Origin of the sequence: Pseudomonas sp. p106 (genome assembly GCF_003936645.1) — a bacterium.
GTDB lineage: Bacteria > Pseudomonadota > Gammaproteobacteria > Pseudomonadales > Pseudomonadaceae > Aquipseudomonas > Aquipseudomonas putida_E.
Genome location: NZ_RHQR01000006.1, coordinates 47,155 through 59,823 on the forward strand (window position 1 = coordinate 47,155; position 12,669 = coordinate 59,823).

General features: G+C 63.1%; 11 protein-coding genes. 6 read left to right on the forward strand and 5 right to left on the reverse strand.

All coding sequences use genetic code 11. From position 1 onward, the window contains the following. The first annotated feature begins 7 nt into the window (after positions 1-7). A complete protein-coding gene (locus EGJ09_RS09605; protein ID WP_125923692.1) occupies positions 8-1,078 on the forward strand; it encodes an enoyl-CoA hydratase/isomerase family protein in 1,071 nt (356 codons plus the stop codon). 16 nt (positions 1,079-1,094) lie between these two features. Then, positions 1,095-2,246: an acyl-CoA dehydrogenase family protein gene (locus EGJ09_RS09610; RefSeq protein ID WP_125923693.1), complete on the forward strand. Its 1,152-nt coding sequence runs from the start codon at positions 1,095-1,097 to the stop codon at positions 2,244-2,246. A gap of 95 nt (positions 2,247-2,341) precedes the next feature. Here the strand turns inward: EGJ09_RS09610 and EGJ09_RS09615 are convergent, their stop codons facing one another. Further along, positions 2,342-3,298, reverse strand: a complete 957-nt coding sequence (locus tag EGJ09_RS09615) for an AraC family transcriptional regulator (RefSeq protein WP_046786014.1) — start codon at positions 3,296-3,298, stop codon at positions 2,342-2,344. 313 nt (positions 3,299-3,611) lie between these two features. Between EGJ09_RS09615 and EGJ09_RS09620 the strand changes: the two genes are divergently transcribed. After that, on the forward strand, positions 3,612-4,496 hold the full coding sequence (locus EGJ09_RS09620; protein ID WP_125923694.1) for an alpha/beta hydrolase: 885 nt from the start codon (positions 3,612-3,614) through the stop codon (positions 4,494-4,496). Between the two features lie 6 nt (positions 4,497-4,502). Here the strand turns inward: EGJ09_RS09620 and EGJ09_RS09625 are convergent, their stop codons facing one another. Next, a complete protein-coding gene (locus EGJ09_RS09625; RefSeq protein WP_115275530.1) occupies positions 4,503-5,234 on the reverse strand; it encodes a hypothetical protein in 732 nt (243 codons plus the stop codon). A 172-nt stretch (positions 5,235-5,406) separates the two neighbouring features. Continuing rightward, positions 5,407-6,198, reverse strand: coding sequence for a histidinol-phosphatase (gene hisN / locus EGJ09_RS09630; protein ID WP_046786399.1), 792 nt, complete (start codon positions 6,196-6,198; stop codon positions 5,407-5,409). A gap of 158 nt (positions 6,199-6,356) precedes the next feature. Between hisN and EGJ09_RS09635 the strand changes: the two genes are divergently transcribed. Further along, positions 6,357-7,247, forward strand: coding sequence for a universal stress protein (locus EGJ09_RS09635; RefSeq protein WP_125923695.1), 891 nt, complete (start codon positions 6,357-6,359; stop codon positions 7,245-7,247). Between the two features lie 198 nt (positions 7,248-7,445). Next, entirely contained in the window at positions 7,446-9,581 is a 2,136-nt protein-coding gene (locus EGJ09_RS09640) for a TonB-dependent siderophore receptor (protein WP_125923696.1), read from the forward strand. A gap of 31 nt (positions 9,582-9,612) precedes the next feature. Here EGJ09_RS09640 and EGJ09_RS09645 read toward each other — a convergent pair whose 3' ends face one another. Beyond that, positions 9,613-10,134 (reverse strand): acyloxyacyl hydrolase, encoded by a 522-nt coding sequence (locus tag EGJ09_RS09645; protein WP_125923697.1) that lies wholly within the window; start codon positions 10,132-10,134, stop codon positions 9,613-9,615. A gap of 153 nt (positions 10,135-10,287) precedes the next feature. Further along, positions 10,288-11,172 carry a LysR family transcriptional regulator gene (locus EGJ09_RS09650; protein WP_046786398.1) on the reverse strand — a complete coding sequence of 295 codons (885 nt, stop codon included), beginning with the start codon at positions 11,170-11,172 and terminating at the stop codon, positions 10,288-10,290. A 105-nt stretch (positions 11,173-11,277) separates the two neighbouring features. Between EGJ09_RS09650 and EGJ09_RS09655 the strand changes: the two genes are divergently transcribed. Continuing rightward, positions 11,278-12,663: an aldehyde dehydrogenase family protein gene (locus tag EGJ09_RS09655; protein WP_125923698.1), complete on the forward strand. Its 1,386-nt coding sequence runs from the start codon at positions 11,278-11,280 to the stop codon at positions 12,661-12,663. Positions 12,664-12,669: the final 6 nt, after the last annotated feature.

The window sequence follows — 12,669 nt, forward strand, 5'->3', positions numbered from 1 at the left end:
GAACGCGATGACCGCGCACGCTCATACCTCGGCAACGGCCCATGTACTGGCCGAGGTCCGCAACCAGATTGGCCACCTCACCCTCAACCGCCCCAGTGGCCTCAACGCCCTGACCCTCGACATGGTGCGCAGCCTGCGCCAGCACCTGGACCACTGGGCCGACGACCCGCAAGTGCAAGCGGTAGTGCTGCGCGGCGAAGGCCCCAAAGGCTTTTGCGCCGGCGGCGACATCCGCTCGCTGCATGACAGCTACAAGGCTGGCGACACGCTGCACGAAGACTTCTTCGTCGAGGAATACGCCCTTGACCTAGCGATCCACCGCTACCGCAAACCGGTGCTGGTGCTGATGGACGGCTTCACCCTGGGTGGCGGCATGGGCCTGGCACAGGGCTGCGACCTGCGTATCGTCACCGAGCGCAGCCGGCTGGGGATGCCCGAAGTCGGCATCGGCTATTTCCCCGACGTTGGCGGCAGCTACTTCCTCTCGCGCATCCCCGGGGAGCTGGGCACCTACCTGGGCGTCAGTGGCGCGCAGATCCAGGCGGCCGACGCGCTGTATTGCGGGCTGGCCGACTGGTACCTGCCAAGCGAAAAACTCGCGGAACTGGATGAAGGCCTCGACCAACTGGACTTCGGCGCCCATCCGCTCAAGGCGTTGCAAAACCTGCTCGCGAAGCTGGGCAGCCAGGTGCTGGACGACGCGCCGCTGGAAAAACTGCGCCCGGTCATCGACCACTTCTTCGCCCTGCCTGATATGGCAGCAATCATCGAGCAACTGCGGGCAGTCAGCATCGGCGACAGCCACCAGTGGGCGCTGGCCACCGCCGACCAGCTGGAAAGCCGCTCGCCACTGGCCATGGCGGTTACCCTGGAGATGTTGCGCCGCGGCCGTTACCTGCCGCTGGAAGCGTGCTTCGCCATGGAGCTGCACCTTGACCGCCAGTGGTTCCAGCACGGCGACATCATCGAAGGTGTGCGCGCCCTGATCATCGACAAGGACAAGCAGCCACGCTGGAACCCGCCGACCTTGGTGGGCCTGCAACGCCAGCGCGTCGACCAATTCTTCGAAGGCCTGTGAGCCGGGGAGTACACAGATGCAAGACCTGGAACTGAGCGAAGAGCAGATCATGATCCGCGACATGGCCCGGGACTTCGCCCGCGGCGAAATCGCCCCGCATGCCCAGGCCTGGGAAAAAGCCGGCTGGATCGATGACGGCGTGGTGCGCAAGATGGGTGAGCTGGGCCTCTTGGGCATGGTGGTGCCGGAAGACTTCGGCGGCAGCTACACCGACTACGTGGCCTATGCCCTGGCCGTCGAGGAAATCTCCGCAGGCTGTGGCGCCACCGGTGCGATGATGAGCATCCACAACTCGGTGGGCTGCGGCCCGCTGCTGGCCTATGGCACGCCCGAGCAGCAGCAGGCATGGCTGCCGCGCCTGGCCAGCGGCGAGGTGATCGGCTGCTTCTGCCTGACCGAGCCACAGGCCGGTTCCGAAGCGCACAACCTGCGCACCCGCGCCGAGTTGATCGACGGCCAATGGGTGATCAATGGCGCCAAGCAGTTCGTCAGCAACGCCCGCCGCGCGGGCCTGGCGATCGTCTTTGCCGTGACCGACCCAGAGCTGGGCAAGAAAGGCCTCTCGGCATTCCTGGTACCCACCGACAATCCGGGGTTCAAGGTCGATCGCAGCGAACACAAGATGGGTATCCGTGCATCCGACACCTGCGCCGTCACCTTCGACAATTGCCGCATCCCCGCCGCCAACCTGTTGGGCGAGCGTGGCAAGGGCCTGGCCATTGCCTTGTCCAACCTCGAAGGCGGGCGTATCGGCATCGCGGCCCAGGCCCTGGGCATCGCCCGTGCCGCGTTCGAGGCTGCGCTGGTCTATTCCCGCGACCGGGTGCAGTTCGGCAAGCCGATCAACGAGCACCAGAGCATCGCCAACCTGCTGGCCGACATGCAGGTGCAGGTCAATGCCGCACGGCTGCTGATCCTGCATGCCGCGCGCCTGCGTAGCGCAGGCAAACCCTGCCTGTCGGAGGCGTCACAGGCCAAGCTGTTCGCATCGGAGATGGCCGAGCGGGTGTGCTCGATGGCGATCCAGGTGCATGGCGGCTATGGCTACCTGGAAGATTACCCGGTCGAGCGCTATTACCGTGACGCACGCATCACGCAGATCTATGAAGGGTCGAGCGAGATCCAGCGGATGTTGATTGCCAGGGAGTTGAAGCACTATCCGTTGTGATGTTCCTCGCTGGGGCCCACAGGTAAAGCCCTGCCCGCCAGGCTGGCAGGGCTCCTGTGGGAGCAACTGGCTTGCCAGCGATTGTGCCCGTCAAGTCAGCGCCGTTGCTTGAAGGTCTGCGAAGGCAGCTGCCCAAAACGCTCGCGGTAGGTCTCGGAAAACCGCCCCAGGTGCAGGAAGCCGTAATCCATTGCCAGTTCCGTCACACTGCGCACCGCGCAACTGCCATCACTCAGGCACGCATGCACCCGCTCCAGTTTGCGTTGGCGTACGTACTGCTTGGGCGTGGTGCCCAGGTGGCGATCGAACAACGCATACAATGAACGCACACTCATGCAGGCCTGTTCGGCCAGCGTTTCGGCTGCCAGCTCCAGTTTGAGGTTGCGGTCGATGTAGTCCAGGATCCGCTCCAGGCTGGCCCCCGGCGTAGCCAGGCTTTCCCGGCGGATGTTGGTGCTCATCAGCGTCAACAGCTTGCTGGCGACTATCTGGCTGTAGTGCCCCTGAACACGCGGCAGCGAATCACTCACCTCGGCCTCATGGCAGACCATGGCCAGCAGGTTGACGAAACCGTCCAGCTCTTCGAGCCGGTAGTGGTTGCGCAAAAAGCGTACCCCTCCCTCAGGCCGTTGCCAGCGCTGCTCCTCGCAGATCGAGTCGAGCATGTGCGTCGGCACCTTGAGGATGAACTTCTCGCAGTCTTCGGAATAGGTAAGGTCCACCGGGTCGTCGGGGTTGATCAGCAGCAGCTCGCCCGGCACCAGGTGGTGCTCGCGCTGATGCCCGCGCCACAGGCAATTGCCGTTGAGCAGCACCTGCAAGTGATAGATGGTTTCCAGGGCTGGTGAGGTGACCCGCACGCTGCCACCGTAGCTGATGCGGCACAGGTCGAGCTCGGCGAACTTGCGGTGGCTGAGGCTGGCCTGCGGATGCGTGGTGCGCGACAGGCCAATGCAGTGCTGGCCCACATGACGGTTGACGTAATCGGATACCGCATAAGGGTCGGCGTGATGGAACACGCTACTGCGCTCGCTCAGCAGGCGGCTTTCCATAGGCAAGGCACTCGGCATCGTTATTGTTCTGGGCGCCGCGCCCTACTGGCCTGGGGCCTGTGGTTGCGGTCGTTCACGGTCATTCTACCGGGCCGGGGTCGGGTTTCTAAAGGCAGCTGACCGCCGGTGGCTTGGTCCCACACTAAGCAAAAGATGGGGGTTGGGCAATGAGATGTTCGGATTGGCCGGGCGGCTATCGGACAGGCGCGAGCAGCGCTTGGGCGGTTATCGAACGAAACAGCTTGCAACCAACCTGCACGTCCACCCGGTAACTTTTCCCACATCAGAACCTGCGGATCTGTTAAAAAACCGCATGCCCACCTACTTCCTTACGCACCTGCGCCGTCGCTGGCTCACCTGGCTGTGTGCCACCTTCCTGATGGTCGGCCTGCCGGCCGGCTGCGCCGTGCTGCAGCACAAGGAACGCGAACTGGTATTCCGTATCGAGCCTGGCCAGGCCAGCTGGTTCCGCGGCCTGCCCAGTGGCGTGCAGGAACTGGACCTGCGCCCGCGCAGCTTCGCCGCCAATCAGAGCCTGCACGCCTGGTGGTGGCCGGCCCGCCGCGCCGATGCGCCGGCCATCCTCTACCTGCACGGCGTACGCTGGAACCTCACCGGCCAGCTGTTTCGCATCGAACAGCTGCATGCCATGGGGTATTCGGTGCTGGCCGTGGATTACCGAGGCTTCGGCCAAAGCCGCGGCGGCCTGCCGTCCGAAGCGACAGTTTACGAAGACGCGCGCATTGCCTGGGAGCGTTTTGCCCAACTGCAACCCGATGCAGGCAAACGCCTGATCTTTGGCCATTCACTGGGCGGCGCAGTGGCGGTGGAGCTGGCTGCCGACCTGGCGCGCCAGGCGCAGAAAGACGGCGGTACAGCACCGGCGCGGGGGTTGATCCTGGAGTCGACCTTCACCTCACTGGGCGATGTCGCCGCTGCCGTGGCCGATACCACCCTGCCGGTGCGCTGGTTGCTGTCGCAGAAATTCGATTCGCTGGACAAGATCAAGGACGTCGGCCTGCCATTGTTGCTGGTGCACGGGCTCGACGACCGTTTCGTGCCGCCGCGTTTCAGCCAGCAATTGTTCGAAGCGGCGCAGGAGCCCAAAACCTTGTTGCTGGTACCAGGGGCCAGCCACAACAACAGCATGAGCCGCGCCGGCCAGCGCTATCAGCGTGCGATTCGGGCATTGCTGTAACGGGGTTCACTGCACCGGCAGGAAATTCATCAGCAACAGGCTTTGCGCGTAGTTGAGCCCGATCCGCCGGTAGCGCTCATCTAACAGTTGCGCCAGCAGATCCAGCCGCGCCACGATCTTGCCGAACTCCACTGCAAAACTCAGGTTGCTGCCCTCCTGCGAAATCTCGTTGGAAAATAACAGCAATACCCCATTGGCATCCTGGCGCTGGCTGAGCATCCAGGTGGCCTTTTCGATGTTGCGAGCGGCGTTGTTGACGAACAAAGGGTCGATGGTGTCCGTCATGTAGAACTCGGTTCGCCCACCGTGTGCGGTGATCAGCATGCTGCCGATGGCGTAGATGAACGCACCGACCCGGTCACCGCGAAACTCCGGGCTCAGGGCATAACTCAAGGCAACGAGGTCGCGACGGTTGCCAAGCTGCGCCAAGGGTTGACGCTGTTCGATGGCAATGCGGATCTGCCGCTCTGCAGTGGCGGCATCGAGGTAACCGGACATCTTCCACTGGCTGGGGTTGCGCAGGTACAGCTTGTTCATCAGCAGGTACAGGCTCTGCAGGTTGTCGCGCATGGCCAGCGTCGCCATGCGGTCGACACTGGTCTGGAACAGCTCGCTGGGCTTGCCATTGCCGAACTGGCTGACGATGTCCTGGCCTTGCTGCTGGGTGCAGGCGCCCAGGCAGACCAGTGTGCCTGCCAGCAGCAGGCGCGGGAAGAATACGGGTTTGCTTGCAACCATCGGCACCGGGTCGAAATCGGCGGCCGTGCCGGGGATCGGCGCGGCCTGGCCAAGCATAGAGCCCGCAAACCGGAAAAAGTGCGATGACGGGGCTACCGCAAGTCAGTGCACCTGCTCGCCGGCTTGCTCAGGTCTACCAGGCTGGCGCCCATGAAAGCCTTACAAGCAACAATCACATTGCGTGGCGCAGCAGCTCCACGACCTGCGCGTGCAGCACCGGATCACCGCACGCCACCACACAGCCGCCGTGCTGTGCCGAACTGCCATCCCAAGCGGTGATCACCCCGCCCGCCCCTTCGATGATCGGCATCAGCGCCTGCACGTCATACGGTTGCAGGCTCGCTTCGACGATCACATCGACAAACCCCGAGGCCAGCATGCAGTAGGCGTAGCAATCGCCGCCGTAGCGCATCAGCCGCGCCTTGTCAGCCACGGCCTGGAACGCAGCCTTGCGCTCTGGGGTATCGAACATGTCTGGCGTCGTGCACATCAAGGTTGCCGCCGCCAGGTCTGCACAGGCGCGGGTCTTCAATGGCGTGCCGCTGCGCCACGCACCTTCGGGGGTACCGACGAAACGCTCACCGGTGAAAGGTTGGTTCATCACCCCCAGCACGGGGCGGGTACCATCGTTCAGGGCGATCAGCGTGCCCCACAGGGGCAGGCCGGTGATGAAGGCGCGAGTGCCATCGATGGGGTCGAGCACCCAGGTCAATGGGCTGCTGCCGATTGCCACCCCCTGCTCTTCGCCAAGAATGCCGTGTTCCGGGTAACGCGCCTGGATCAGCGTGCGCATGGCGTCTTCGGCAGCCTTGTCGGCCACGGTCACCGGGTCGTACAGGCGCCCGCCCTTGTCCTCGACGTCCAGGCTGGCACGAAAGTACGGCTGGATCGCGGCTGCAGCGGCATCGGCCAACTGCTCGGCGAAGGCGCGGAATTCGCCGGTCTGTTCAGCACTCAGGGACATGAAACGGGCCTCGTGAAATGATGGGGCTGGCATCATACCCGACAAACCCTTTGGCAGTAGACGCCTGCGTATTCGCGGGCAAGCCCGCTGCCGCCTAGACTGAACAGACCAGATCAACAGGCATGAACCGGGGGGCTGCCCACACGTGGAGGTGTGCGATGAGCCAGTTCAAGCGTTTGTTAGTCGTGCTCGGCCCGCAGATGCGTTACACGCCCGCGCTGCAACGCGCGGCGGCGTTGGCTGAATCCAGCGGTGCCCTGCTGGATATCAATGTCTTCGTCGACGATGTCGACACCTTTGGCCTGATGAGCGACGGCCGTGAACGCGAGCGGCTGCTTGCCGACAACCGCCAGTGGCTGGCCGATGCCACCGAGCAATTGCGCGATGACGGCCTGGATGTGTCCACCGAACTGCTGCTCACCCGTGACCCACTGGGCAGCGTGATCGAGCGCATCGAGCAGTTGGGCTGTGATTTGCTGATCAAGGATGTACAGCACGAACCGGTGCTCAAGCGCCTGTTGGTCACACCGCTGGACTGGCAACTGCTCAAGGACAGCCCGGTGGCCGTGCACCTGGTCAGCGACATTCGCCTGCCGCTGCCCCGGCAAATCGCCGTCGCCGTCGACCTCAACAGCCACGGTGCCGGCGAACACCTGGACGAGCAGGTGATCCACTGCGCCCATGCCTTGGCCCTGCAGTGCAACGCCGAACTGCACCTGTTGCATGTATGCGATGCGGCCAGGACCCATCTCGCCGACTTCGGCGCCGGCACGGTGACCATGCCCGGTTTCGAGGGCAGTGTGCGCACCGCGCAACGGGCAGCGTTCAATCGCCTGGGTGACCATCACCAGGTCCCGCTGGAACGCCGACACTTTCTGGAAGGTGCAGCGATTCGGGCGATTGCCCAGTTCGTCAGCCACGGCCGGGTCGATGTGATCGTGATGGGCAACCACCGGCATGACGCCATGCAGACGTTCCTGGGCGGGACCACGGCGCATGTGCTGGAGCATCCGCTGTGCAATGTGCTGGCGGTCAAAGGGGTGCGTTGAGGCATCAGCTGAGATTTTTGGGCTGTCGGATCGAGCGCCGGCTGCGCGGTGCTTGATCTGACAGCCCAAAAATCGCACGACCAGCACCAAACTGGTACTCCCGACCCACTTAAAAATAATGCATTTGATAATGATTCGTAGTACTTTCGCGACGTATCAGTCCCCTTCCTAGCGCCCTACTTCAGGATCGTACCGTCGATGCGTCGCACGTTCGTTTCGCTTTGTGTACTACATGCTGTCTCCCCGTTGGCTTTCGCCGAGTCCGAATCACTCGGTAACCCCGCCCAGATCGAACTCCAGGCCTTGAACATTAACGGTACCGCCGACAGCGAACGCGCCGATGGACCGGTCGAGGGCTACAAAGCCAGTCGTTCGGCCAGTGCCACGCGCACAGACACCGCGCTGCACGAAATACCGCAGTCGATTAGCGTCGTACCCAAGGATGTACTCGAAGACACCGGCGCCACGCGGCTGCAGGACGGCCTTGACTACGCAGGCGGCGTTGGCCGCGCCAACAACTTTGGCGGCCAGGGCCTGACCACTTTCACGGTGCGCGGTTTCACCACGGGCGAGTTCTACCGCAATGGCTTCCCGATCAACCGTGGCTACCCCAACGCCCCCGATGCCAACAGCGTCGAGCGGCTGGAAGTGATCCGCGGCCCGGCCACCAGCCTCTATGGCCGTGGCGACCCGGGCGGGACCTTCAACGTGGTCAGCAAGCAGCCACTGGCCGATCCCAAGGTAACGCTTGGCAGCCAGCTCGACGACCAGGGCATGCACCGGGCAACGCTCGATGCCACGGGGCCGCTCAATGAAGATGGCTCGCTCGCCTACCGCCTGAACGTGCTGGGTGAAGGTGGTGATAGCTTCCGCGACGATGTCGAGAGCGAACGCTATGACGTTGCGCCCGTGCTGAGCTGGCAGGTCAATGACGCCACGAAGATCGTCTTCGAGGGCGACTTCATGCGCAACAACCACCCGCTGGACCGGGGCCTTACCCGCCTGCCCGGCCAGCGCGGCACCGCCTCGCGTGACACCAATATCTGGGAAAAAGGCAGCGACAACCTGCTGCACAACGACAACAACATGGCGCAGTTGCGCTTCGAGCACGCGCTCAGCGAAGACTGGACCTTGGGTGGCGGCATGCAGTGGCTGGACGGCTCACTCAAGGGCAACGCCGTGGAAGCCAATGCGTTGCAGGCTGATGGCCAAACCCTTGGCCGCAACTTCAACTACCGCAAGCTCGAATGGACCGACCGCGACTACCAGCTCAACCTGACCGGACACTTCGACACAGGTGGCTTCGCCCACACCCTGCTGACCGGTATCGAATATGAAGACTACGACTACAGCTCGATCATTCAACGCTCGGCCGCCGGTGCCGGCGCCTATCCGATCGACATCTTCGACCCGGTGCTGGGCCAGCCGCGCCCTGCCCTGACCCGCACGACTACCCACGACAAGGAAAACCTCAAGACCTGGGCCGCCTTCATCCAGGACCAGGTCGCCCTGACCGAGCGTCTGAAGGCACTGGCCGGGGTGCGCTTCGAGCGTTACGAGCATGACTACGACAACAAGCTGAACAATGCTGGTGACTTCAGCAAGGGCGAAAACGGCGTCACCCCTCGTTTCGGCCTGCTGTATGACATCACCGACACGCTTGCCGTGTACGCCAACACCGCGCGCTCGTTCAAACCCAACAGTGGCGCCAGCCTGCAAGGCAGTGGTTTCGACCCTGAGAAAGGCAAGTCGTATGAGTTGGGTGTGAAGTGGGAAGCGCCCGATCGCCAGCTAAGCATCGACGCGGCTGTCTACCACATCGTCAAGGAAAACGTGCTGACCCGCGACCCCAATGACCCTTCTGGTACCTACAGCATCGCCGCCGGCGAGGTGCGCAGCCGCGGGCTGGACATCAACATTGCCGGCAACCTCACCCCTGAGTGGCGTGTGATCGGTGGCTATGCCTATGTCGACGCCGAGGTCACCCAGGACAACACCGTGCCCAGCGGCACGCGCCTGGCGAACATCCCGCGCAACAGCTTCAGCCTGCTGAACACCTACGAGTTTCAGGATGGACTGGCCAAGGGCCTGGGGCTGGGGGTTGGGGTGAAGTACATCGATGACCGTGCCGGGCAGACCGCCGCGACGACCTACACCATGGCGAGCTACAGCGTGGTCGACCTGCACAGCTTCTACAAGGTCAACGAGCATGTACGGCTGAACCTGGACGTGAAGAACGTGTTCAACAAGGGCTATGACGAAGGGGCGTTCAACACTTACGTGTACCCAGGTGCACCGCGCACGGTGCAAGCCGGGGTTTCGTACACCTTCTGAATGGCCGGGGCCGCTGGCGCGGCCCGCCGTTTCAGAACGCCTTGCTGTAGAACAGCGAGTAGGATTCGATGCCGTCGTTCGGCTGTTTGATACCGGCGTTGGAGTAGTGCATGGCACGGATGCCGACTTTCTGCTCGCCCGGCAACTTCAGGCCGAAACCGATGCGGTCCTCGAAATTGACTGACGAACCCAGGTGTTGATCGCCGACATCGGTCTTGGAAAATGCTGCCAGGCCGATGCCTGCCTCGATGTACGGGGTGTAGGTGAAGCCGCTGAACTCGTAGGTGAACACCGGGCTGAACGACAGCGAGTGAGCACCGCTGGCCTCGCCACCTTCCCAGTAGGTGTAGGCCGCATCCCAATAACCGGTCACGAAGCCGGTGCTGCTTTGCAGCCATTTTTTGTCCCAGTCGAAGGCCAGGCCTACACGGTAAGTCATGTCGCCCTGGCTGGTGGCGCCCACGGCGCCGGACACCTGCGCGGCCTGGGCCAGATTGGCCCCGGCAACGGCCAATGCGGCGGCTGCCAGCATAGTGGCAAGACGGGTTTTCATCGATGACATCTCCTGATGGTCAACACGGGCAAGCGGGGGCTTTTGCCCCTCGATTTTTACGGTGGCCGGTGCATCCAACCGGTCACACGAGGTAATACTTTTCTGATTATTGTCCAATTAATCAGAAAGTTGGAAGTGAATTGCCACCAATGGCTAATGTTCAGTACGGTCCGAGCCAGCGCGCCGCTCCTCAAGCAGCTTAACGAACATGCTCAAGCTGCGCGACACGGTACCGCGGCGCCACACCAGCCAGGTCTTGAGGTAGCGAAAATCCTCCGACATGGGCCAGGCGCTAACCGTGGTGCAGCCGGGCATGTTGTCGAGCATGCTGCGTGGCAACATGGCCAGGCCGGCACCTGCGCTGACGCAGGCGAGCATGCCGTGGTAGGACTCCATTTCATGGATCTTGCCTGGTACCGCCTGGTCCTGGACGAACCAGTTCTCGAAATGATGGCGGTACGAGCAGTTGGCACGGAAGGCGTAGATACTCGCACCGTTGACGTCCTGCGCACGGGTTACCGGGGCATGGTTGAGCGGCGAGATGATCACCATCTCCTCCTCGAATACCGGCATGCCTTCGAGCGTGGGGTGCAACAACGGGCCATCGACGAATGCTGCCACCAGGCGCCCGGACAGCACACCTTCAAGCATGGTCCCCGACGGCCCGGTGGAAAGGTCCAGGTCGACTTTCGGGTAGCGCTGGTTATAGGCGGCCAGCAATGCCGGTATACGCACGGCTGCGGTGCTCTCCAGCGAACCCAGGGCGAAGGTGCCTTGCGGGTCTTCGCCCGCCACCGTCAACCGGGCCTCGTGCACCAGGTCGAGGATGCGCCGGGTGTATTCGAGGAAGTTCCAGCCAGCCGGCGACAGGCGCAGGCGGCTTTTTTCACGGATGAACAACTCGACACCCAGGTCTTCCTCCAGCTGCTTGATGCGCGTGGTCAGGTTAGACGGCACCCGATGGATGTGCTGGGCGGCGGCGCTGATGCTGCCCTGTTCGGCCACTGCCTTGAAGATCTCCAATTGCACCAGATCCACAGTCATTCTCCAAACGTGAATGTTTCGCTCATTATTATTCAGTTTTCATTAAACCCCTAGCCCACTAGTCTGGCCTCACTGATGAACAACAACGAGTGTGCAGCCATGAGCCAGATCAGCAGCCTGACCCACGCCATCTCCATCGACCCGCACAGCGGCGAGCAGATCGGCAGCTACCCTTTCGACACCGACGCCGCACTGGAAGCGGCGCTGCAACGTGCCAAGGCTGGCTATCGCCAGTGGCGCCAGGTGTCGCTGGGTCAGCGCAGCGAGTACCTGCTTGCCCTGGCCGACACCCTTGAGGCCAAGGCCGAAACCTTCGCGCAGATGATCAGCCGCGAAATCGGCAAGCCGATCAGCCAGGCCCGAGGTGAAGTGAGCAAGTGCGTCGGCCTGTGCCGCTGGTACGCCGAGCACGGCCCGGCGATGCTTGCGGCTGAGCCGACCCAGGTCGAAAAAGCGCGTATCGAATACCGCCCGCTGGGCGCGATCCTGGCCGTGATGCCGTGGAATTTCCCGATCTGGCAGGTGCTGCGTGGCGCCGTACCGGCGATCCTGGCCGGCAACACCTATGTGCTCAAGCATGCGCCGAACGTCATGGGCAGCGCCTATCTGATGGGCGACCTGTTCAAGGATGCCGGCTTGCCCGAAGGCGTGTTCGAGGTACTCAACGTGACCCCGGACGGCGTCACCCGCGCCATCAACGACCCGCGCATCGCTGCCGTGACGTTGACCGGCAGCGTGCGTGCCGGCATGGCGATCGGCGCTCAGGCCGGTGCCGCGCTGAAGAAATGCGTGCTCGAGCTGGGTGGTTCCGACCCGTTCATCGTGCTGGCCGACGCCGACCTGGATGCTGCGGTGAAAGCCGCCGTGGTTGGCCGCTACCAGAACACCGGGCAGGTCTGCGCCGCGGCCAAGCGCTTGATCGTAGAAGAGAGCATCGTCGAGGCATTCACGCGCAAGTTCGTCGAGGCGACACGCCAGTTGAAGGTCGGCAACCCGCTGGAAGATGACACCTACATCGGCCCGATGGCGCGCTACGACCTGCGCGACGAGCTCGATGGCCAGGTCCAGGCGACCCTCGCCGAGGGCGCCACCTTGCTGTTGGGCGGCAACAAGGTCGAAGGCGTGGGCAACTTCTACGCACCGACCGTGTTCGCCAACGTCACCCCGGACATGACCGCGTTCAAGCAGGAGCTGTTCGGCCCCGTGGCTGCGATCATCACTGCCCGCGATGCCGAACATGCGGTGGAGCTGGCCAACGACAGCGAATTCGGCCTGGCATCGACCATCTACACCGCAGACTATGCCCTGGCCGAGCGCATGACGGCAGCGCTGGACACCGGTGGGGTGTTCATCAACGGCTATTGCGCTTCTGACCCCCGCGTGGCCTTTGGTGGGGTGAAAAAGAGTGGCTTCGGGCGTGAGCTGTCGCATTTTGGCGTGCGCGAGTTCACCAACGCGCAAACCGTGTGGCTGGATCGCAACTGATTTCGT

Coding starts and splice junctions, on each gene's coding strand:
- EGJ09_RS09625 (WP_115275530.1), bottom strand. CDS start 5,234: ATGGTTGCAAGCAAACCCGTATTCTTCCCGCGCCTGCTGCTGGCAGGC.
- EGJ09_RS09615 (WP_046786014.1), bottom strand. CDS start 3,298: ATGGAAAGCCGCCTGCTGAGCGAGCGCAGTAGCGTGTTCCATCACGCC.
- EGJ09_RS09640 (WP_125923696.1), top strand. CDS start 7,446: ATGCGTCGCACGTTCGTTTCGCTTTGTGTACTACATGCTGTCTCCCCG.
- EGJ09_RS09620 (WP_125923694.1), top strand. CDS start 3,612: ATGCCCACCTACTTCCTTACGCACCTGCGCCGTCGCTGGCTCACCTGG.
- EGJ09_RS09645 (WP_125923697.1), bottom strand. CDS start 10,134: ATGAAAACCCGTCTTGCCACTATGCTGGCAGCCGCCGCATTGGCCGTT.
- EGJ09_RS09635 (WP_125923695.1), top strand. CDS start 6,357: ATGAGCCAGTTCAAGCGTTTGTTAGTCGTGCTCGGCCCGCAGATGCGT.
- EGJ09_RS09655 (WP_125923698.1), top strand. CDS start 11,278: ATGAGCCAGATCAGCAGCCTGACCCACGCCATCTCCATCGACCCGCAC.
- EGJ09_RS09605 (WP_125923692.1), top strand. CDS start 8: ATGACCGCGCACGCTCATACCTCGGCAACGGCCCATGTACTGGCCGAG.
- hisN (WP_046786399.1), bottom strand. CDS start 6,198: ATGTCCCTGAGTGCTGAACAGACCGGCGAATTCCGCGCCTTCGCCGAG.
- EGJ09_RS09610 (WP_125923693.1), top strand. CDS start 1,095: ATGCAAGACCTGGAACTGAGCGAAGAGCAGATCATGATCCGCGACATG.